Here is a 20,640-nt window from a genome sequence, read left to right as displayed (position 1 = left end):
ATATCAGGCGCTACCTGTGAAGGCAACTTCTGGAAATTTCAATTGAGCTTCTGCCATTGGACGGTTTCTGCCTTCCTCTTGCCAGTAGTTAATCACTTCTGTCGCTTTATTAAGCAACTCGACACGATCCACATCAGTAATCCAATGTTTGGATTCTAATTCCTTTTTTAACTCTTCCCAGGCATCATTTCTGGGCCAAAAAAAGTACTTAGTCAAGGGACTGGTGCCTTTGCCTACAACTTGATCCACTGCTAGGGCAACGTTCTCGTCTAACCACAGAATTTTCAAAATAAACTTGGTCAATCACACCTCCGGGAATTTCCGGGCATTTAACTAGGATAGCGATCGCTTATTTTAACGCAATACCCTATCAAATGACCAAACAGTGATTGAGAATGGTCTACCATAAGGTTTAGTCGGCGCTAACTAAAAATGCTTATGACTGCTCAACTGCCCCAATCTCAAACAACATCTGGTTCAGATTTGTACGAGCAAGACTTTTACCTGTGGATTCAAACCACGGCAGAACTGCTCAAGCAAGGTCGGCTCACAGAATTAGATTTAGAGAATTTGATTGATGAAATTGAAACGATGGGCAGGAGTGAAAAGAAAGCACTAAGAAGCAATTTGGAAGTGGTGCTAATGCATCTATTGAAGTACAAATATCAAGCCGAGAAGCGCTCTGGTAGTTGGCGAGCAACAATTCGGGAGCATCGCAAACGCATCAGACAAGCTCTAGAAGAAAGTCCTAGCCTCAAACCCTATTTTGATGAGGTTTTCGGGCTGTGTTATGACGATGCTAGACTCTTGGCTGCGGATGAAACTGAATTGCATTTGGCTACCTTCCCGGAACAATCTCCCTTCACGGCAGAGCAAGCCCTTGACCCTGATTTTTTACCTGAGCCATGAGCGCATTATGATGATGTAAAACTCTTTTGCTTCCTTACCCCATGACTCAACCAACTTCTGCAAAAGCGATCGTTATTTTCGATATTGATGGCGTTGTGCGCGATGTTAGCGGTTCTTATCGCCGGGCGATCGCAGATACCGTAGAATATTTTACGACCCAAGCATATCGTCCAACCCCACTGGATATTGACCAACTAAAATCTGAAGGCGTGTGGAATAACGATTGGGAAGCATCACAGGAATTAATTTACCGCTACTTTGAAACCCAAGGACAGAGCCGAGAACAACTGCAATTAGATTACAGTGCGATCGTTGCGTTTTTTCAATCGCGTTACCGAGGCTCAGATCCAAATAATTTTACAGGATATATCTGTAATGAACCCTTATTATTACAACCTAGTTATTTAGAACAACTTACCCAAGCGGGGATTGCTTGGGGATTTTTTAGCGGTGCGACTCGTGCTTCTGCTAACTATGTCTTAGAAAAACGCTTGGGCTTGGAATCTCCAGTGTTGATTGCGATGGAAGATGCGCCAGGTAAACCTGACCCCACTGGACTTTTCGCCACAGTTCGTGAGTTAGAAAATGGAATTGAGCAAAAATTAGCGATCGTGTATGTGGGAGATACGGTAGCAGATATGTATACCGTCGAGAAAGCACAGGCTTTGGATTCTTCTCGCATTTGGCTTGGTGTAGGCGTTCTGCCGCCCCACGTACAGGAAACACCAGCCCGAAGTGATGCATATAGTAAGACACTAATAGCAGCAGGAGCAGCAGTAGTTTTCCGTAACGTGGAGGAATTGACTTCAAGACAGATTCAAGAATTGGTAAGTTCATTTGCTTGATCTGTGTTCTAAGATTAATCAAGCTAGGGGCGCATAAATGACTGGCTGATAAGAATCTTGCTTTAATCATTGGGAGATTAATAAAAATGTCTGCACTTAAACTGCCTAACGGCCCTCAAACTCACCCTTGGGTACAGACGTATCAGTGGCTGACTAATCCCTTAGAATACCTAGAAGACTGTGCTAAACGCTATGGTGATATCTTCACCCTTCAGCTAGGACAAAATTCTCCTGCTCAAGTTTTCATTAGCAATCCCCAGGCGATTCAGCAGATTTTTACTACAGATCCAAAACACTTAGACTCTGGTGAGCCAGCAGGCATTAGATCGCCCTTATTAGGACGCCAATCACTACTGGCGCTGGAGGGAAAGCCTCATCAGCGACAACGAAAGCTATTGACACCACCCTTACATGGGGAACGAATGCTAGCTTATGGTGAATTAATCCGCGACATCACTAAGCAAGTGATTAATCAGTGGCAGGTTGGAGAAACCTTTGCAGTTCTGCCATCAATGCAAGCAATCTCTTTCCAAGTGATTTTGAAGGCTGTATTTGGTCTAGAAGATGGGCTACGTTACGAGAAACTCAATGAACTGCTGATTGCAATCCTAAATCCCAAAATCCCTATTTTAAGAACAATTCTGCTTCTTTTCCCATCAATGCGACAAGATTTAGGCGCGTGGAGTCCTTGGGGGAAATACTTGCGTTTACGGCAGCAGATTGATCAAATTATCTACGCCGAGATTCGCGATCGCAAAGCACAACTCGATTCATCTCGGACTGATATTCTATCTTTGATGATGGCTGCTCGTGATGAAGCAGGAGAGCCAATGACAGACCTGGAATTACGTGATGAACTGATGACGCTATTAGTGGCGGGTCATGAAACTACTGCAACTTCCTTATCATGGGCACTGTACTGGATTCATCATGTACCACAGGTGCGTGAAAAACTGCTGCAAGAATTAGATAAGTTGGGTGAACAACCAGATGCAAATGCTATTTTCCGATTGCCTTATTTGAATGCTGTCTGTTCTGAAACGCTACGTCTTTATCCAGTAGCAATATCGGCACTAAATCGAGTGGTCAAATCACCGCTACAAATTGGAGAATACAACTTTGAGCCTGGTACTTTGCTCAATCCCTCTATTTATTTGACCCATCATCGAGAAGATTTATATCCTGAGTCGAAACAATTTAAGCCAGAGCGTTTTCTGGAAAGGCAATTTTCTCCCTATGAGTATTTACCCTTTGGTGGCGGGAACCGTCGCTGTATTGGTATGGCATTTGCCTTGTTTGAGATGAAACTGGTGTTGGCAACTGTGCTGTCTCACTGGGAGATGGAAATGGCTGATAGTAAACCAGTGCAGGCAGTACGTAAGGGTTTGCTATTTAGTCCAGCAGGTGGTGTGAAGATGGTGGTGAAGGGGAGACGCCAGCAAAATCAGCCCATCCTTCAGACTAGTTCTAGTTCAGCGTAAAGAATTTTAGAATGCAGCTTACCAGGGAGGCATTTACTATCAAAAACGTTGTAGATATGGTAGACGAAATTATTGCAGGAACGTCCCTTGAAGTCAGCTCTTTATAGCAACAGCCAACGTGGTTAGGACATTAACAGATGATAAAACTTAGACACAACAAGACTTTTCACCCAATCCCCAGTCACCAGTCCCCAGTCCCTTGCTATATAAGGATGTTCAAAGAATCCGGTCAGGAAATTGGAACGGATAAAACGAGTCTAAGTTCATCATCAACTTCATTCTGATTATTGTGTTTAAGCCAAGACAGGCTTACCTGTAGAAACAGCCTGCTCAATAATCTCAGCCGCTCGACTTACCCCCCCAGCCGCGAGAGTAGCTGCTTGTAATCTGAGGGCATTCTGTTTATAAGATTCTTTTGTCAACACGCGCTTAATAGCATTTTTCAATCTGGGAACATTCAGTTTTTTGAGGGTGAGAAGCTCACCCGCCCCTGTCCAAGCGATACGTGCTGCTACTCCTGGCTGGTCATTAGCAACTGGAATCGCCACCATTGGCACTCCTTTTTTGAGACATTCCATTGTTGTATTCATTCCCGCATGAGTAATCATGAGGGTGGCTCTTTCCAGCACTTCTAATTGAGGTGCATACTCAACTACTAAAGGATTTCCTGCCAAGTTTGGTAATGATTCTGGTTTAGCAGAACCTCCCAGAGAAATCACTAACTGAGCATCCAAATCTTCACAAGCTGAAGCAATAGTCTGAAAAACCCAAATCAGACGGTTTTGCAATGTTCCCATCGAAGCGTAAATTAACGGTTTCCCCGTTAATTTTTCATAAGGGAAAGAAACAGTTGCTCGACTAGCTGAAGTATGGTAGCTTCCAGTGAAATGGAACCAAGGAGGTAATTCTTCTCTGGGAAATTCAAACTCAGCAGGTGCATTACTTATTTGAGCTAGTGGAGAGTAACCATCTTTAAGACTAGAGTACAGGGGTAATTTCCACTCTCGACGATATTCATTAATCAAATCTTCAAGTGGTTTGACGACGCTATTAAGTAAGGTGTAACCCATTTGGTTGCGTAAACGTGCCCACCCAGATGGACTATACTTCCAAGTTGTGAAAAAAGGAGGAACGCTAGGTTCTCGATTTAGCACCACAGCACTGCACACAGTGATGAAAGGAATTTTGAGAAACTCGGCAATTGTCCCTCCCTCTATTGAACTTTGGTTTACTAGCAAAGCTTCTACGCCTGCTGCTTTAATTGCTGCTGGAGCCTCTTGGAGTGTCACAGATGAAACCCGCTTTAACAGGTCAATAGTGTATCGCAACGCAGCCAATCCCCGCAGTTGACCTAACTTGGTAAAGGATTCTGCTGTTGAGCCAGGGACAAAATCTTTTTCACCAATTGCTTGGAATTCTATTCCTGCTGCCAGTACCTTAGATTGAGTATCGAGTGAGCCAAAGAAGGTGACGCGATGCCCACGCCGTTGAAGTTCTTGCCCCAAGGGAAGCATAGTGTTGAGGGGCCCAGTTGCTGCACCAGGACAGATGATACCAAAATGAGTCATGATCAATGCCTCTACTGAATTTTCAAGAACTTATCCAAAGCTGTAACTAGGCTAGGAGGCCAACGGCGGATATTTTTTACCCAGTCGATATCCTTATAACGGCTATCAAGTCCATAAGCTGCCACCCAGTTGCTTTCGGCTTCGCCTTGTTCTCCGTTTACCCAATATGCAGCGGTGAGGGCGGCACGCACATCAGCAAATTTGGAGTATTTACGGGCGATATTTCGCATCTCGCGGATTGCTTGCTCTTTTTGACCTGTTTCATACAGAGCGAGGGCGTAGTTAGCACGCGCGAAGGCAAAATTCGGGGCTATCTCATTAGATTTTTTGTAGTCTGCGATCGCCGAATCCCATTTTCCTAAACCTGTTTTGGCATTTCCGCGATTGTTATATGCCATCGCATCGTTAGGATCGAGTTCTAAGACATGATTATAATCTGCGATCGCATCGTCCCATTTTCCCATCCCTTCTAACGCCGCACCCCGATTCAAATATGGATCGGTGACATTCGGTGCTAGTTCTATGGCTTTGTTATAGTCTGCCAAGGCCTCTTGTAACTTATTCTGACTTACCCGCGAATTTCCCCGGTTACTCCACGCCCCGGCATTTGTCGGAAATTGCTCAATAATCTTTGTCCAGTAAGTTTCAGCCGTCGCAAAGTCACCTTGATTCGTCGCTATAAACGCTTGATTTGCCCACTCATCACCTTGTTTTAACTGTTCTTGAGTAATGGGCGGCTGAGATTGTGCCATAACTGGTGTACCCCAGCCAAACACAAGTAACAGACTGAGAAGAATAGTAATCAACTTAATCATTTAGGTTTACCTAATTTGTTCTTTGTCATTTGTCATTTGTCATTTGTGATTGAGCATGGGCCAGAGGAATGGAGTTCAAAGACTCATTTACGAGTATTAATGCCTAATGCCCCTCAAGAGTGCTGAGTTCCGAGTTTCGTTAGCGGTAGCGGGGCGTTTAGCCCGTGCTGAATGGGGCAGAGGGGAGAATAACTTTTAACTCCTAACTCCTAACTCCTAACTCTTAACTCAGCACTGTTTTGCCCCCCATGCCCAATATCCATAATTACAATAATGACAACTGTTCATTAGGCGGCGTGAATCCCAAATGCTTATATGCTGCTTTAGTCGCCATCCTGCCGCGATGAGTCCGAGTTAAATACCCAATCTGCATCAGGTAAGGTTCGTACACCTCTTCAATTGTTTGAGTATCTTCACCCGTTGCTGCTGCCATTGTTTCCAACCCCACTGGCCCGCCGTTAAATTGTTCAATGATTACACTCAGCATCTGGCGGTCTGTCCAATCTAAACCGCAAGGATCTACTTGGAATAGTTGCAATGCCTCAGATGCAATGCTTTCATTTATCTCACCAGAATTTTTTACTTCCGCATAATCACGGACTCGCTTAAGTAATCTATTAGCAATTCGTGGCGTTCCGCGTGAACGACGGGCAATTTCTGTGGCACCATCTTCTGTGACAGGGGTTTTGAGTAATTGAGCGGTTCGCAGTACAATTTGAGTCAGTTCGTCAACTTCGTAAAATCGCAGTTTTTGAATTAAACCGAAGCGATCGCGCAGTGGTGAAGTTAAAGCACCCACACGGGTTGTAGCTCCCACTAGAGTAAACTTTGACAGTGGCAAACTTCTAATCCGAGCGCTGGAACCCTTACCAATGGTAATATCTAAGCGATAATCTTCCATCGCCGGATAGAGAATTTCCTCCGTCATCCGCGAGAGGCGATGAATTTCATCAACAAATAAAATATCTCCTGGTTTCATATTCACCAGTAGCCCGACAATATCCCGTGGACGTTCTAGGGCTGGCGCACTGGTAATTTTGTAATTTACCCCCATTTCCGATGCTAAAATCATTGCCATTGTGGTTTTTCCCAATCCCGGCGGCCCATACAGCAACAAGTGATCCAGTACCTCACCACGAGACTTAGCTGCTTTGATGGCAATATCTAGCACATCCTTTAAATCTTTTTGCCCAATGTAATCAGCAAATCGGTGTGGTCGAATACCTTCTTCCTGCTGTTCTTGTTCATCAATCGCAGCTTCAGGCTTCAAAATATTTTCTGTGGATGGTGCTTTCGCCGACTCTCGACGCTGCTTTGGTTCTCCGTTGGGTTCTGGAGGCTGTTTTTTCGAGGAGATTATCGCCATAATTCAGCTATCTATTTTTAAGGGACTAGGGAGTAGGGAGTAGGGAGGCAGGAGGGCAGGGGAGTAGGGGGGCAGGGGAGCAGGGGAGCAGGCTTGCCGTGACTTGTACTGAACGCAGTCGAAGTACCGTAGCCGAACGGGAGCAAGGGAAAAGAGTTTTCTCCTCTGCCCCCTGCACCCCGCCCCTCTGCCTCTTTTCAATTCCCAATGCCCCATGCCCAATACCCATGAAAATTTTCGGTTGAGAATACCCGCGCCAATTTAAAATTTAAATTCCGGTCAATTACCCAGAAGTACAAAAGTTATTATGTTATCTAAAAGAATCTTACCGTGCTTAGATGTGAAGGCGGGACGGGTTGTAAAAGGAGTTAACTTTGTTAATCTTCAAGATGCAGGCGATCCGGTAGAGCTGGCCAAGGTTTACAACGAAGCCGGTGCTGATGAATTAGTATTTCTGGATATTACAGCTACTCATGAAGACCGAGCTACAATTTTAGATGTGGTCTACCGCACTGCTGAACAGGTCTTTATTCCATTGACTGTAGGTGGTGGCATTCAATCCTTAGAAAATGTTAAAGCTTTGTTACGGGCGGGCGCAGATAAGGTTAGTATTAATTCTGCGGCAGTGCGGGAACCAGACTTGATTAATCGGGCCAGTGATCGTTTTGGTAATCAGTGCATAGTTGTTGCTATTGATGCCAGACGCAGAACTAACCCGGAGAATCCAGGTTGGGATGTGTATGTGCGGGGTGGCAGAGAAAATACAGGCTTAGATGCCCTATTGTGGGCACAGGAAGTTGAAAAACGGGGGGCCGGAGAACTGCTAGTCACAAGTATGGATGCTGATGGAACCCAAGCTGGGTACGACATTGAGATCACACGGGCAATTGCCAATGCTGTAGAAATTCCAGTTATTGCTTCTGGTGGTGCAGGTAATTGTGAACATATCTACACAGCCCTAACTGAAGGCAAAGCTGAAGCCGCATTACTCGCATCACTGTTACATTACGGACAATTAAGCGTAGCAGAAATTAAAAGTTACTTGCGCGATCGCAACGTGCCAGTCAGAACATTCTGTTGATCCACTATTACTCATTTAATGACATCCATCTAAGGTTAAACACACTTCCTGAAAAGGGTGTTAATATTATTTTACAAGTATTAACAAATATTAAAAAATATGTTGCTTCCTATATTACTTTTTGATGTAGCCTTGGTAGCGTGGTCGCTGCACTTAATGGAAAAAGCCTATGAGAGTAAAGAATTTTCTCTAATGTTGGCTGGTACATTGGTCGCTCTGGCTGCTGCTGCCATGTTAGTAGTTTACTTTTTGATGGGGCATTGTATGACCTATTTGTTGCAAGTATCCTAGAGAGTGCTGAGTGTCAGAAGAGATATTTAAAATTTAGTTTCCAGAAAGCTTGACAACGTAATAATAACTAAGTAATTGTATAGCTGATTTCAAGAAAATGTTTTAAAAGTAGCACAAAGTATAATTTTTGCCTTATGGACTACGGTAAATACAACGAAAAACCAAGGTTCTCGCTACATACTTAAATACTTGGCTGTGCTAATTATGAGAGCAAAATACTCTTTTAAAATATCCTCTAAGGGGTTATAGCGCAGTTGGTAGCGCACCTTTACATTCACAAATTTAGATTTCGCAATCGATTTCGGCGTTTGAGTAAGGATTATGAGTTGTACACAGAGTTAAGTGAAGCAATGATTTATGGCTCATTGATTCGTCTGATAGTAAAGCGAATTGCACCTTAAGCTTTTCTTGACGAATCAGATATAAGCATAAATATGACTAACCAAACCTTATTAATCCATCTGACTTTTCACGTTATGTGGAAAAGTCCACGAAAAACCTAACCCCCTAACCCCCTTCCCGACGCGGGAAGGGGGAAATTCAAAGTCTCTCTCCTTTTAGGAGAGAGATTTAGAGAGAGGTTTTCCAGATGCCGTGAAAAGTCAGATTGATCCATCACTTTTTGAGTTTGACTTTGTGGAGTAATTCATCTTTAATCCGGTTAAGAATTGAACTCTCATCCAAGTTTGCCAAAATCCGATTAATTACTGCTTTCGGGCCATCAGGCCCCCAAGTTGCGCCATTGGCTAAATAAACTTTGGTAACTTGTCCAATACCGTAAGAAGAAACACCAGCTACTCCTCCTTGGGTAATTGCTACCGATATATAAGGGCCTAGTGCAATGCCACCCGTAGCTGTTGCAGAGATCCCAAGTAAAGTTTTTAATCCACTCAAGCCTAGATTTGCTAACAATTCACTAGCACCGATACCGCCCATACTCAGGGCAATTTTTTGTAGCAATTGTACAGCCCCGGCTTCCGTCATAGAGAAGCCATAGAGTTTAGATAAACCCAAAATCAGAGCAATATCAATTACCACACTACTCAGAATATCTACCACAGTTACAGGATTGAGTGCGATCGCTAATGCTTTAGTCATCACAGCCTTCCAAATCAACTGATTGGCATTCTGTTCCCGAATCATCAGTTTTCGTTCTATCAACTGCTCATTTACGATATCGGCATAAAGCATAGTATTAAGGGCAACCAAGGCTTTGCCCTCACGATGCAGAATCTCCAAGATTTTCAGCTTCAGTTCCTCGACTTGGGCATTCCCTGTACGCAACTGTATGCCCCTCGTACCATCAGGACGACAAATCGCTGTCTTTACCAATGGCGATGCCGCAGCCATCACAATTTCCAAAGGTGTAAGTAATTCCCGTACCCTTTCATCCCGAATTTTGTGATAAATTGCCATCCGGTCTGCTTCTGGATACTGGTCTACCTTGTTAAATACCAGAATGATCGGTTTACCTGCTTCCCGCAACTGAGAAAGGGCGGCGTATTCCAGCTTTGTCATGTCGCCAGATATCACAAACAGAATCAAATCTGCTTGTTTGGCAATCTGTTCAGCTAAGGCGGCGCGGGTTGCACCATCTACTTCGTCTAACCCAGGAGTATCAATTAATTCTACCTGGGATTGACCTACACCAGGAAGAGTGACACGCAAAGCACGTTCATTTTCCCCAATCGCCTCCTCAGTAATACTCCAATTAACTCTTTGTGCAGCACGGGTGACACCGTGCAGTGGCCCAGTTTCAAATACTGTTTGCCCAACCAAAGCATTGAGTAGCGAAGACTTACCACGTCCCACCATGCCAAAAGCCGCAATTTGTACTACCATGCGGTCTAACTTGCCCAGCATGGTTTCCAAATCAGCAATTTCCGCCTCTAACCCAGTTTTTTCCTGGGGAGTGAGGTCAAGATTGGCTACCAAGTTTCGCAGCGCCGTTTGTGCTTGTTTATAGTTCAGTTCCGTTTGAATGTCTTCAAAACTGAAAATAGCACTATCCAGTTCTTCCTCCCAGGTGAGAGAATTTGCGTCAGTGTTAGCGGAATCGCTTTGATGAGGTTCAGGCACGGGCAATGTCGAAGTCATATCAATTTGAGATTGGAAATTTGGGATTTTTAAATTAGCCCTGTCTCTTATCCTAGTTATTTTTAACAGAGGTTTGTGGAGATGAGGGAGCAGGGGAGGCAGAGAAGCAGAGGAGAATAACTACTGACAAATGACCAATGACCAATGACTAATGGCTAACAAAAAGTCATAAACTGAAAAATGCATCTAATATAACGCGTTAGGATCTTGACTAAATTACCTGTGCGGAAAATCGTTATTGCCGGCAACTGGAAAATGTTCAAAACCCAGGCAGAAACCCAGGAGTTTTTACAAGGATTTCTGCCCCACTTAGAGGAAACCCCCCAAGGGCGAGAAGTGATATTGTGTCCTCCTTTCACTGATTTAAGTGTTTTGTCCAAGACCTTGCACGGTAGCCTCATCCAACTGGGGGCACAAAATATCCATTGGGAAGAATATGGAGCCTATACGGGTGAGATTTCTGGCCCGATGCTGACAGAAAGTGGTGTGCGCTTTGTGATTGTCGGTCATAGCGAACGGCGGCAATATTTTGGGGAAACGGACGCTACCGTTAATCTGCGCCTCCGAACTGCTCAAAGGTTTGGTTTGACTCCAATTCTTTGTGTTGGCGAAAGCAAACAACAACGAGATGCGGGAGAAACTGAATCACTCATTGCTCTCCAACTCGACAAAGCCTTGGTAGATATCGATCAGGATAATTTGGTGATTGCCTACGAACCGATTTGGGCGATTGGCACGGGTGACACTTGTGAAGTAGAGGAAGCTAATCGAATAATTGGCTTAATTCGTAGCCAGTTGACTAATCCGAATGTATCAATTCAATATGGCGGTTCAGTCAAGCCGAATAATATTGATGAGATTATGGCTCAACCAGAAATTGATGGCGTCCTCGTGGGAGGAGCAAGTCTAGAACCTGAGAGTTTCGCTCGGATTGTGAATTTTAAATCAGTGTGATGTGCTTTTTTCTCGTTCCCATGCAGAGCATGGGAATGCCTAATGTAGATTTATGCCAAGGAACTTGATAATTCGAGGACGCTGTTTCAATTGGGGACAGCGGACTTATTTGATGGGCATTTTAAATGTAACGCCCGATAGCTTTAGTGATGGGGGTGAGTTTAACACTTCCTCTACCGCTTTAATACAGGCGCAAGCACTGGTGGCTGCTGGTGCTGACATCATTGATGTGGGCGGTCAATCAACTCGACCAGGGGCAAAGCAAATAACTCTGGTGGAGGAACTTGACCGGGTACTATCGGTATTACAGGTGCTAAGACCAGAGATTTCAGTCCCGATTTCTGTAGATACAACCCGTGCTGCTGTGGCCAAGGCATCTGTAAAAGCTGGAGCGGATATTATTAATGATATTTCTGGCGGCACTTTTGACTCAGAAATGTTGGCAACAGTGGCAGAGTTAGGTGTGCCGATGATTTTAATGCACATCCGGGGAACACCACAGACAATGCAACAACAGACTGATTATCAAGATTTGCTTGGTGAGATTTATAGTTTTTTGGCTCGGCAAATTGAGGCAGCAACTACTGCGGGTATTGACCGGGATAAAATTATTATCGATCCTGGTATTGGTTTTGCTAAAAACTATGAGCAAAATTTAGAAATTTTTCGCAGCTTGCGATCGCTTGCACCACTCAACTGTCCTATCTTGGTAGGAGCATCTCGTAAAAGTTTTATTGGTCGCATTTTAAATCAACCAGATCCCAAAGCACGAGTTTGGGGAACGGCAGCAGCTTGTTGTGCTGCTATTTTTAATGGCGCTGATATCCTCCGAGTTCACGATGTTCAAGAAATGCGCGATGTTTCATTAGTCGCCGATGCCCTATTGAGACAGGCTACACAGCATAACTCTTAAGTGTTACCGTTCTTCGATTTTTTTGCCGTTACCTTCTTGATTTACTGACTCGGCTATCAACTCCTGAAACATTTCACTTGAGTTAGCTGGATCTACAAAGACAATTTTGGCATTACTGCTCTCACCAAGTTTTTGGCTAGCATCTACGTAATCTTGAGCCACAAGATACCGCAAAATGTCCCTACTATCGGGATTGGAACGGAGAGCTTGAGAAATGATTTGCACTGAAGCCATAGTTCCTTCTGCTTTCTTAATCGCAGCTTCCTTTTCCCCTTCTGCTTCGGTAATCAGTGCCCGTTTTTTGATGACGGCAGCTTGTTCCTCTTCCCTAGACTTTCGCACACTATCAGGTAGAGTAATTCTCTGAATATCTAACCGGAGAATCTCAACTCCCCAATCTGCCGTTACATGATTCAACTGATCTAAGATAGCTGAGTCCATCTCTGCTCTAGAGACGTTGGTCTGCTCTAGGGTATTTTGGGCAATGATTTCTCGGAGCGTAGTTGTGGTTATCTGTGTTAATGCCCCTTGCAGATCCTCAATCGCGTAAAAGCTTCTCTCGATATCTCGAATACGCCAGTATACAATAGCATCCACTTCTACGTAAATATTATCTTGGGTGATCACATTCTGAGGTTTGATGTCTGTAAACTGCTCTCGTGTAGTATCTTCCATCACAATCTGATCGACCAAGGGAACAATAAAGTTCAGCCCCGGCTTAAGTTTTCGATGATACCGCCCTAAGCGTTCGACTAGGGCTTCATTTCCTTGATTAATCAGTTTTGCAGAACCTAATGCATAACCTATAAGGGCTAAAACTATAGCAATAATTGGCTCCATGTATGCTCCTATTCAGCTTTGGGGAGAATTTAGTGTCAAAGATATGCTACTAGCTTGTCATATCTTTGAGTTTAATGTTTTGAGTCTGTAATTTTATCAACACTGGCAGCGATGTCGAGTCGCTGCATATTTTGTACATATTCTCTAAGTAAGACTATTTTGCGGAATGCGATCGCTATTAAAGCACCTTGATAAAACGCTGGCAAGGACTACTTAATGTAATCAACATTACTTGTACTGGTATTTTCAGACAACCTGATCATTTTTTAAGCATATTTACGTAATTTAAATTAATGTAAGTAAAATTTGCAACATTGTAAAAACCCCACTATAATCGGATAAAAATCGGCTTGGGTCATTAAAAATATCAAAATATTATGGGCAGGTTGTTAATCAAACTTATAGGTTTAATTCTACTTTTCACAGGATTATACTTTTTTGGTCAAAATATCATATTTGTTAGCGGTTACTATTCATATTTTTACCGTAGCTTACCTGCGACAGCTTCAGTTTTAGCAACGATGGTAGGTGTATTTGCATTAGTCTTTTTTCGAAGAGAAACTGGTAACTTGGGATGGATTTTTTTAGGCATTGGCATAGTACTAATTTTCTTAAGCGGTGGAGTTATTTTAAAGCCTACTAGCTTATGGAATTTCATAATTGCTTTTACAGCATTAGCAACTGGATATAAATTACTAAATGAGGGCAGAATAAACTTTTAAAATCTGTTTTCATCATGTATTTTAGTAACTAAGATTACATTATTCCCCAGTTCAGAGTACAGTCAAAAAAATTTACTATTATCATTTCCCCATCTTCTCTATTGGTTCTGAGAGTGCATGAGGGCACTAAGATTAACTTTTAGTTAAGTACCGATTTCAAGAGCCAGAAGCACACATAACCCGCCTCAACCGGACGAATAGCCTCTTAATCATGACTTTAGCTCAGAGGAGTTTTACTAAGGTGGAGGGTAATATTAGAATGGAAACTATTGATAATGAGGAAAAGGGAAGAATGACCCAGGTGGTTCTAGGAGAGAACGAAGGAATAGACTCAGCTTTGCGTCGGTTTAAACGCCAGGTTTCCAAAGCTGGGATATTAGCTGATGTGAAATATCATCGGCACTTTGAAACACCAATAGAAAAACGCAAACGTAAGGCAGTGGCAGCTAGACGCACAAGACGTTTTAAATAAACCTATTTGGTGTGATATCGGCGTTGCTTGAGGTTATCACCGAAAACAGGCAATAGCAAAAGCGCCATTATTCATACAAACATTTAGCAAAGTCTGCCGCACCGCTAATTAGGATGTAAATGAGTTACTTTTCCTATACGTAGAGAGCATTAGAGACTTTATCTTGGTTAGATGGAGCAAGCTAAAATCGCTGCCCATCAACCAAAATAAGCGCCTTTAAACATTGGTTAGCTTTCTTTAATCAGCTGATAGGACAGTATTCATCCAGCCCTAAGACTCAGAATTATTAATGGTGCGGCTATTACAAACATTCATCGCCTTTTCTACTCCTTGCTTGAGGCTTAGTTCAATACACTCAACTACGAACTGAAGTACAAGAGACATCTGCTGATTTTCGGTAGCGGAAAATCGCCCTAGCACATGAGAGATAGCACCAGAATCATCGTTATTAGCTGCATCTTTGGGTTTACCAATACCGATTCGCAAACGGGGAAAGTTTTGGGTACTAAGATGTGCGATCGCACTTTTCATACCGTTATGTCCTCCAGCCGAACCAGATAAACGCAAACGAGTTTTTCCCAAGGGCAAATCCATATCGTCGTAAATTATCAACACTGACTCAGGCGGCAATTTATACCAACTTGTCACTGCTTGTATTGCTTGTCCTGAGCGATTCATATAAGTTAACGGCTTTAGCAAGCGAATCTTACCTCCACCTGGAACCATACCCTCGCCATACTCACCCTGAAACTTGCGGTTTTCTGTTAAGGAAATGTGCCAAGAACGAGAGAGAGTTTCTAAAGCAGCAAAACCGATATTATGGCGTGTTTGGTCATATTTAGCTTCTGGATTCCCTAACCCGACGATTAGTTGTGGAATTACCAAAGCTGGTTGCGTAACAGCTTCTGTCATTTTGCCTACAGTCAATTGATATGCAGCACTCTTCCAGTAGTACGCCTTGGCAACTTAGCGGGGTAAAGGAGCAGGGGTAAAGGGTAAAAGTTTTTTATCCCTTACCTTTTCCCTTTACCCAACCTCCACCTAACATTTTTGGGTTGCCAGACTACTAGTAATGAAGGGTTTGTACTAAGCACTTTAGTGCTTAGAAAATAAGGACTAAAGTCCTTACTACGAACTTGACAGACTAGCTAGGTTGGGAAGAACTAGCGGTATCCTGCTCAGATTTCGCAGGGTGGATTTGCTTAGGTTCCAATTCAGCAGTAGTCTGTACAACTTCTTCTAACTGTTCTGCTTCTTTTTGAAACTCGTTTTGAAACTCCTTAGAAGCTTCTTGGAAACTACGAATTGTTTTGCCCACACTCCGACCGATCTCTGGTAGCTTTTTTGGGCCAAAGATTAACAGCGCCACTACCATAATTACAGCCATTTCCGGCAGACCGATACCAAATATATTCATTTTTTGTCTCCTGTAAACTCTAAAACCACTACAGAAACTCACATATATAGTTAGTCTAGTCGGAAATCGCAACTCACAAAAAAACCCGGAAGAACCGGGTGAAACTTAACTTGTTATCCAAACTCGCTCGCTGTGTATGCGTTAGCGTCCTAAACTGCGCCAATCGACAAATACATCCTGAACCAACAGTGATTTATTGTAAAGTTGCAGAATAATCAGCAGAAACACGAAAAATAGCGCCATAAAAACAGCCATAACAGGGGTAGTACCCCAACCTGGAGCCACTTTTCCATACTCAGAGTTAAGTGGTTTCAGGATATCTCCCAACCTAGTCCTTTGTGCCATAGTTCACCTAAGATTACTTGCCAAAGCTTTTTTTAATCTTCTGTAATATTCTATAAGAATAGCACTCATCATCTATCTCTCAATTATGGAACCCGCAATAGTTCTTAGCATTTCTGTGGCTGCCGTGGTGATTGCCATCACTGGAGTTTCGATTTATACCTCCTTTGGCCCTCCTAGCAAGGAATTGAACGATCCGTTCGATGACCACGAAGATTAAAAGAGTCATATCATGTCCGCATCATTTGTTGGTGCGATGTCTACGATGGTCACTGAACTTGTCGAAGTGCGGGCTACACCTACGTAGACAAGCATTGCTGTTGCTGGTCGGAGTTTCCTCGATGAGCGATTAGCGTGTGGGGTGAAATGACTATGGCAATCATAACTAATTACCCAGACATGATATTTAAAGTGCGTTACGGCTTAAGCCGTAACGCACACTACTTTGGACGTTTTTTAATTGCAAGTCCCTAATGGGTTGCCACTACCTCTCCTTCTAGGCGAACCAGTCGGTCTGCCAAAAGTTTCTCAAGGTCTTCTAGGGCCTTGGTGAAACCTTTAATACCTTCGTCTAGTTTGTCAGTTGCCATGCGGTCAGCAGCATGCATCTTGTCATAGCTGGCTTTGTCAATGGATATCTTTTCGATTGACAAGCTTGCTGCCTTCGCAGGGTCAAGTTTGCGTGGCAGTTCTCCAACAGTTGCTTGCAATTCAGCCAAAAGCGACGGGGAAATGGTCAGCAAATCACTACCTGCAAGTTCAGTAATTTCACCAACGTTACGGAAACTAGCTCCCATAACTTCGGTTTTATAGCCGAATTTCTTGTAATAGTTGTAGATTTTGGTGACAGACAAAACTCCTGGATCTTCGGCTGCTGGGTAGCTATCGCGTCCGGTATCTTTTTTGTACCAGTCAAGAATCCGACCGACGAAGGGAGAAATTAGGGTGATCCCGGCTTCTGCACAGGCGATCGCTTGGTGAAGACCAAATAACAAGGTAAGGTTACAGTGAATACCTTCTTTCTCTAAAATTTCCGCAGCGCGAATGCCTTCCCAAGTGCTGGCAATTTTAATTAAAACGCGATCGCGGCCAATTCCAGCAGCTTTATACTGAGCAATTAATTCCCGTGCCTTAGTGACAGTAGCTTCGGTATCGTAGGACAAACGAGCATCCACTTCTGTAGATACACGACCAGGAATGATTTGCAAAATCTTTAATCCAAAGGCAACTGCCAAACGGTCAAAAGCTAGAGAAACTATCTGTGCTTGGGTGGCTCCGGCTCCAGCATCTTTCTTCGCTTGGAGTAAAGTTTGATCGACAATTTCCTGATATTCTGGCATCTGCGCCGCAGCAGTAATCAGCGAAGGATTGGTGGTAGCGTCTTGGGGTTTGAACTTTTCAATTGCCTGGATATCCCCTGTATCTGCGACCACAACAGTCACTTGTCGCAATTGTTCCAGTAAATTCTTGGACATAAAATACTCCGTAATGTTTGTTTAGGATTTACTTATTCCCCACCAAATTAGTGCTGAGTGCTGAGTGCTGAGTGCTGAGTGAGAAGTTAAGAGTTATTTATTTCCTTGTCTCCTTAGTCTCTAGTCCCCAATCACCAGTTTCCAGTTTCCAGTTCCTTCAATTCTGATTCTGGCAATTTTTCTTAATCATTGCCCAATTTTGCTTACTATCTTCAGCCACAGCCTTATTTTAAGTGCCTTATGCCGAAATTGGCTGTCCAATGGAATGCACTTTGATTAAACTAGTTGTTCCTGATTTACCAATTGGAACACCAGAGGTAATTACTACTTTATCGCCCTTGTTTGCTAGACCCATGTCTACAACTGTGTTCACCACATTGGTAAACATCTCTTCGGCATTGTGGACTGGTGGGATGAGCAAAGCTTCCACACCCCAAGAAAGTGCTAGTTGGCGATAAGCGGTGATGTCAGAGGTTAGGGCAATAATGGGAGAAGTCGGCCGATATTTAGAAACCATTCTCGCCGTACTTCCTGATGAAGTATTACAAAGAATTGCCCGTGAGCCAGTTTCATAAGCGATGCGACAGACGGATTCTGCCACAGATTCGGTAACGCTAAGACTGCCTGCTTCATGACACCAAGCATTTTTGCTACCCTCATCTAGAGCTTGTTCTGTCCGCACGGCGATGTTGTGCATCATCTCGACGGCGGCGATGGGATATTGTCCGACAGCTGTTTCACCAGAAAGCATTACCGCGTCTGTTCCATCCAAGATAGAGTTAGCAACATCGGTTGCTTCGGCGCGGGTGGGGTCAGGAGCGCTAATCATCGACTCTAGCATTTGGGTGGCTGTAATCACCGGCTTGCCAGCACGATTGCAACGGCGAATAATATCTTTTTGAATTAAGGGTACTTCATGAATTGGCACTTCTACCCCTAAATCGCCACGGGCAATCATAATCGCGTCGGCAACTTTTAGAATGGAATCAAAATTCTCTACTGCCTCTGCTCTTTCGATTTTGGCAATTAAGCGGATGGAAGCGCCAGCCGCTTCAATCATCCGCTTGGCGGGTTCTAAATCTTGTGGCGATCGCACGAAGGACACCGCTACCCAGTCTACACCCAACTGAATCCCAAAGCGCAAATCCAGCAAGTCTTTTTCGGTGATCGAACTAACAGGTAAAGGAGTTTGTGGTAGGTTTACTCCTTTGTGTGTAGAAATTAACCCGCCAATTTTTACTTGTGCCCGAATGCGATCGGCATCGCGATCGGTAACTATCAATTTGACGCGACCATCATTAATCAAAATTGGTTCGCCTGGTCGCACCATTGCAAACAAAGTCGGTAATGGTAAGGGTAGTTCGTCGATACTCTCACCCTTTTCTTGCAAAACAAAGGTGACTTCAGTACCAGCTTCTAAATTTAACCCTTCTGGTGGTAAAGTTCCCAAACGAATTTTCGGGCCACATAGGTCTTGCATAATGGCGATCGGCTTTTGCAACTCAGTACTAATCTGCCTGAGATAGTGAGCCGTTTGGGCGTGGAATTCATAAGCTCCGTGGGAAAAATTCAGCCGTGCCACATTCATTCCAGCTTTTACCAAGGCTTGCAGCTTTTCAGGTGCAGATGTAGCCGGGCCAACAGTACAAATGATTTTGGTTCGACGCATAGGGATTGGAGGTTGAGGATTAACCTGCAAATTTGGATGCTTTGAGCGTAGGCGTAGCCCGCACTTCGACAAGCTCAGTGACCATCGTAGACATCGCACAAAACATCCAAATTCACACGTGCTTCATATCACTGGTTTGCTAAATAAAAATACTAGATTCCGTTTTATTTTCGGAGTATTTACCATTTGGCCCAAATCCCAAAAATCTCTAGTCAAGAGTCAGCAGTCAAAAGCTAATGACTAATGACTAATGACTAATGACTAATGACTAATCAAACCACAACCGCTGTCGAGGCGAGTTTTTCCTTCTGTGACATAGACAACATCAGGTCAATCACGCGATTTGAGTAGCCCCACTCGTTGTCATACCAGGCTATTACCTTGAAGAAGTTAGAATTCAACTCAATCCCAGCACCTGCATCGAAGATACTAGAATGGGTATCGCCTTGAAAATCTGTGGAAACTACTTCTTCATCTGTGTAACCCAAAATACCTGCTAGAGAACCTGCCGCAGCCTCCTTCATAGCAGCACGGATTTCCTGATAACTGGTGGCTTTGGCTGTTTTGAAAGTTAAATCAACCACAGAGACATCGGGAGTCGGAACTCGTAATGCCATCCCAGTTAACCTGCCCTTCAATTCTGGTAAAACCAGTGCTACGGCTTTCGCTGCGCCTGTGGAGGAGGGAATAATATTTTGGGATGCACCTCGACCACCCCGCCAGTCTTTCTTGCTGGGACCGTCTACAGTTGGCTGAGTGGCAGTCATAGCATGAACTGTGGTCATCAACCCTTCAGTCAACCCAAAGTTATCATTAATCACCTTAGCTATGGGAGCTAAACAGTTTGTAGTGCAGCTTGCATTGGAGACAATGATATCCTTACCAGGGTCAAATAGGTGATGATTGACACCCATTAACAGGGTAGTAACTCTATCTGGATCTTTGGTGGGAGCGGAAATTACCACTCGCTTTGCACCTGCCTTTAGGTGGTTTGCAGCTCCTTCGTAGTCAGTGAAGAGTCCGGTAGCTTCCACGACATAATCTGCGTCTAGTTTTCCCCAAGGTAACTCTGCTGGATTCCTAACTGACACACAAGGAATGAAATGTTCGTCAATCAGGATGCCGTCTTCCTTGGCTTCAACCTTGTGCTTTAATTGACCGTGGGTTGAGTCGTACTTTAATAGATAAGCGAGGTTATCTGGTGGTACTAGATCGTTAATGCCCACAAACTCAATGTTGGGATTATCGATGCCAGCACGAAGCACAAGTCGCCCGATTCGACCAAAGCCATTGATACCAACTTTTAATTTAGTCAAAATTAAACCTCCCGTTGTGGAAGTTGAACAAAAGGAGAAAGTTAAAAGTCAAAATAGATTGCCTTTT

At 43.7% G+C, this 20,640-nt stretch carries 23 protein-coding genes and 1 pseudogene; 11 read left to right on the top strand and 13 right to left on the bottom strand.

Translation table 11 applies throughout. From position 1 onward, the window contains the following. Positions 1-3 precede the first annotated feature (3 nt). A complete protein-coding gene (locus RMY27_RS22545; RefSeq protein ID WP_013190996.1) occupies positions 4-303 on the bottom strand; it encodes a 30S ribosomal protein PSRP-3 in 300 nt (99 codons plus the stop codon). A gap of 135 nt (positions 304-438) precedes the next feature. Between RMY27_RS22545 and RMY27_RS22540 the strand changes: the two genes are divergently transcribed. The 3 genes from RMY27_RS22540 to RMY27_RS22530 all read left to right on the top strand — a co-directional run bounded on the left by RMY27_RS22540 (position 439) and on the right by RMY27_RS22530 (position 3,235). Further along, the gene (locus RMY27_RS22540) at positions 439-909 is read left to right on the top strand and encodes a DUF29 domain-containing protein (protein ID WP_322666961.1); all 471 of its coding nucleotides are present in this window, start codon (positions 439-441) and stop codon (positions 907-909) included. 41 nt (positions 910-950) lie between these two features. Further along, positions 951-1,754, top strand: coding sequence for a TIGR01548 family HAD-type hydrolase (locus tag RMY27_RS22535; protein WP_322666959.1), 804 nt, complete (start codon positions 951-953; stop codon positions 1,752-1,754). An 86-nt stretch (positions 1,755-1,840) separates the two neighbouring features. Further along, a complete protein-coding gene (locus tag RMY27_RS22530; protein ID WP_322666957.1) occupies positions 1,841-3,235 on the top strand; it encodes a cytochrome P450 in 1,395 nt (464 codons plus the stop codon). A gap of 293 nt (positions 3,236-3,528) precedes the next feature. Here the strand turns inward: RMY27_RS22530 and RMY27_RS22525 are convergent, their stop codons facing one another. From RMY27_RS22525 to ruvB, 3 genes are all read right to left on the bottom strand, one after another. Further along, entirely contained in the window at positions 3,529-4,803 is a 1,275-nt protein-coding gene (locus RMY27_RS22525) for a glycosyltransferase (protein ID WP_322666955.1), read from the bottom strand. Positions 4,804-4,814: 11 nt separating this feature from the next. Next, a complete protein-coding gene (locus RMY27_RS22520) occupies positions 4,815-5,618 on the bottom strand; it encodes a tetratricopeptide repeat protein (RefSeq protein ID WP_322666953.1) in 804 nt (267 codons plus the stop codon). Between the two features lie 265 nt (positions 5,619-5,883). Then, positions 5,884-6,984 (bottom strand): Holliday junction branch migration DNA helicase RuvB, encoded by a 1,101-nt coding sequence (gene ruvB / locus RMY27_RS22515; RefSeq protein WP_322666951.1) that lies wholly within the window; start codon positions 6,982-6,984, stop codon positions 5,884-5,886. Between the two features lie 307 nt (positions 6,985-7,291). Between ruvB and hisF the strand changes: the two genes are divergently transcribed. The 3 genes and pseudogenes from hisF to RMY27_RS22500 form a co-directional block, all read left to right on the top strand. Beyond that, on the top strand, positions 7,292-8,065 hold the full coding sequence (gene hisF / locus RMY27_RS22510; RefSeq protein ID WP_322666949.1) for an imidazole glycerol phosphate synthase subunit HisF: 774 nt from the start codon (positions 7,292-7,294) through the stop codon (positions 8,063-8,065). A 99-nt stretch (positions 8,066-8,164) separates the two neighbouring features. Beyond that, positions 8,165-8,356 carry a hypothetical protein gene (locus RMY27_RS22505; RefSeq protein ID WP_094348875.1) on the top strand — a complete coding sequence of 64 codons (192 nt, stop codon included), beginning with the start codon at positions 8,165-8,167 and terminating at the stop codon, positions 8,354-8,356. A 293-nt stretch (positions 8,357-8,649) separates the two neighbouring features. After that, a pseudogene (locus RMY27_RS22500) lies at positions 8,650-8,757 on the top strand (IS5/IS1182 family transposase); the annotation flags it as partial. Between the two features lie 214 nt (positions 8,758-8,971). Here RMY27_RS22500 and RMY27_RS22495 read toward each other — a convergent pair. Beyond that, positions 8,972-10,453 carry a GTP-binding protein gene (locus tag RMY27_RS22495; protein WP_322666947.1) on the bottom strand — a complete coding sequence of 494 codons (1,482 nt, stop codon included), beginning with the start codon at positions 10,451-10,453 and terminating at the stop codon, positions 8,972-8,974. A gap of 222 nt (positions 10,454-10,675) precedes the next feature. On the opposite strand from RMY27_RS22495, the gene tpiA reads away from it, so the two are divergent. Beyond that, on the top strand, positions 10,676-11,407 hold the full coding sequence (tpiA, locus tag RMY27_RS22490) for a triose-phosphate isomerase (protein WP_322666978.1): 732 nt from the start codon (positions 10,676-10,678) through the stop codon (positions 11,405-11,407). 52 nt (positions 11,408-11,459) lie between these two features. Further along, on the top strand, positions 11,460-12,320 hold the full coding sequence (gene folP / locus RMY27_RS22485; protein WP_322666945.1) for a dihydropteroate synthase: 861 nt from the start codon (positions 11,460-11,462) through the stop codon (positions 12,318-12,320). Between the two features lie 3 nt (positions 12,321-12,323). Here folP and RMY27_RS22480 read toward each other — a convergent pair whose 3' ends face one another. Continuing rightward, the gene (locus RMY27_RS22480) at positions 12,324-13,160 is read right to left on the bottom strand and encodes an SPFH domain-containing protein (RefSeq protein WP_322666943.1); all 837 of its coding nucleotides are present in this window, start codon (positions 13,158-13,160) and stop codon (positions 12,324-12,326) included. 71 nt (positions 13,161-13,231) lie between these two features. Beyond that, the gene (locus tag RMY27_RS22475) at positions 13,232-13,366 is read right to left on the bottom strand and encodes a hypothetical protein (protein WP_322666941.1); all 135 of its coding nucleotides are present in this window, start codon (positions 13,364-13,366) and stop codon (positions 13,232-13,234) included. A gap of 171 nt (positions 13,367-13,537) precedes the next feature. On the opposite strand from RMY27_RS22475, the gene RMY27_RS22470 reads away from it, so the two are divergent. Together RMY27_RS22470 and rpsU are read left to right on the top strand one after the other, a co-directional pair. After that, positions 13,538-13,882 carry a hypothetical protein gene (locus tag RMY27_RS22470; protein WP_322666939.1) on the top strand — a complete coding sequence of 115 codons (345 nt, stop codon included), beginning with the start codon at positions 13,538-13,540 and terminating at the stop codon, positions 13,880-13,882. Positions 13,883-14,174: 292 nt separating this feature from the next. Beyond that, complete coding sequence (rpsU, locus tag RMY27_RS22465; RefSeq protein WP_069073049.1) at positions 14,175-14,354, top strand: 30S ribosomal protein S21; 180 nt, start codon at positions 14,175-14,177, stop codon at positions 14,352-14,354. A 270-nt stretch (positions 14,355-14,624) separates the two neighbouring features. Here rpsU and pth read toward each other — a convergent pair whose 3' ends face one another. From pth to psbH, 3 genes are all read right to left on the bottom strand, one after another. Beyond that, positions 14,625-15,266 (bottom strand): aminoacyl-tRNA hydrolase, encoded by a 642-nt coding sequence (gene pth / locus RMY27_RS22460; protein WP_322666938.1) that lies wholly within the window; start codon positions 15,264-15,266, stop codon positions 14,625-14,627. 232 nt (positions 15,267-15,498) lie between these two features. Then, a complete protein-coding gene (locus RMY27_RS22455; RefSeq protein ID WP_094348881.1) occupies positions 15,499-15,771 on the bottom strand; it encodes a TatA/E family twin arginine-targeting protein translocase in 273 nt (90 codons plus the stop codon). Between the two features lie 141 nt (positions 15,772-15,912). Further along, on the bottom strand, positions 15,913-16,116 hold the full coding sequence (psbH, locus tag RMY27_RS22450) for a photosystem II reaction center phosphoprotein PsbH (RefSeq protein ID WP_094348882.1): 204 nt from the start codon (positions 16,114-16,116) through the stop codon (positions 15,913-15,915). 85 nt (positions 16,117-16,201) lie between these two features. Between psbH and psbN the strand changes: the two genes are divergently transcribed. Continuing rightward, a complete protein-coding gene (gene psbN, locus RMY27_RS22445; RefSeq protein WP_292866665.1) occupies positions 16,202-16,333 on the top strand; it encodes a photosystem II reaction center protein PsbN in 132 nt (43 codons plus the stop codon). A gap of 250 nt (positions 16,334-16,583) precedes the next feature. On the opposite strand, the gene RMY27_RS22440 is transcribed toward psbN, so the two are convergent. The 3 genes from RMY27_RS22440 to gap all read right to left on the bottom strand — a co-directional run bounded on the left by RMY27_RS22440 (position 16,584) and on the right by gap (position 20,573). Beyond that, positions 16,584-17,588, bottom strand: a complete 1,005-nt coding sequence (locus tag RMY27_RS22440) for a transaldolase (RefSeq protein WP_322666934.1) — start codon at positions 17,586-17,588, stop codon at positions 16,584-16,586. Positions 17,589-17,826: 238 nt separating this feature from the next. After that, the gene (gene pyk, locus RMY27_RS22435) at positions 17,827-19,257 is read right to left on the bottom strand and encodes a pyruvate kinase (protein WP_322666933.1); all 1,431 of its coding nucleotides are present in this window, start codon (positions 19,255-19,257) and stop codon (positions 17,827-17,829) included. Positions 19,258-19,529: 272 nt separating this feature from the next. Further along, positions 19,530-20,573 carry a type I glyceraldehyde-3-phosphate dehydrogenase gene (gap, locus tag RMY27_RS22430; RefSeq protein ID WP_322666931.1) on the bottom strand — a complete coding sequence of 348 codons (1,044 nt, stop codon included), beginning with the start codon at positions 20,571-20,573 and terminating at the stop codon, positions 19,530-19,532. Between the last annotated feature and the right edge of the window lie 67 nt (positions 20,574-20,640).

This window comes from Nostoc sp. DedQUE09, from assembly GCF_034530915.1.
GTDB lineage: Bacteria > Cyanobacteriota > Cyanobacteriia > Cyanobacteriales > Nostocaceae > Nostoc.
The sequence above is the reverse complement of the archived record's forward strand: the minus strand, read 5'-3'. Positions and strand labels throughout refer to the sequence as shown.